Below are 434 nucleotides of genomic sequence, written 5' to 3'. Positions count from 1 at the left end.
ACGGTAGGATTCATGACTGGGGTGAAGTCGTAACAAGGTAGCCGTATCGGAAGGTGCGGCTGGATCACCTCCTTTCCAGAGCTATCTCGCACAAGTTGAGCGCTCACGCTTATCGGCTGTTGATTAAGACAGAAAGACTGTCTGTTAGCGGTTTATTCGGTTATCATGCCGGCCGCTTTCGATAATCTTCAATGACAAACATTCGAATGAAGTTTGGTTCGAGTTTTTCTCATTGGCGATTGAGCCAGTCAGAGCGGTACGAAAGTATCGGCTGTCGTTCTTTAACAATCTGGAAGAAGTAAGTAATTTGGATAGCGGAAGCGTCTTGAGATGGACGTGGAAGTTATCCGGGTTGTGATTGTATCGATGTATCTCAAGATGATTCGAACTCTATGTTTGACTCAATTGGAATACGGCACAACGCGAGAACTCAA

Annotated in this window: 1 rRNA gene; it reads left to right on the top strand. The window is 45.6% G+C overall.

Annotated features, from left to right (window positions below):
* A 16S ribosomal RNA gene (locus HWX07_RS36785) occupies nucleotides 1-75 on the top strand; the annotation flags it as partial.
* Between the last annotated feature and the right edge of the window lie 359 nt (nucleotides 76-434).

Origin of the sequence: Burkholderia sp. BCC0097 (assembly GCF_902832985.1) — a bacterium.
Taxonomy (GTDB): Bacteria; Pseudomonadota; Gammaproteobacteria; order Burkholderiales; family Burkholderiaceae; genus Burkholderia; species Burkholderia orbicola.
This window is presented reverse-complemented; position numbering and strand designations above follow the sequence as displayed.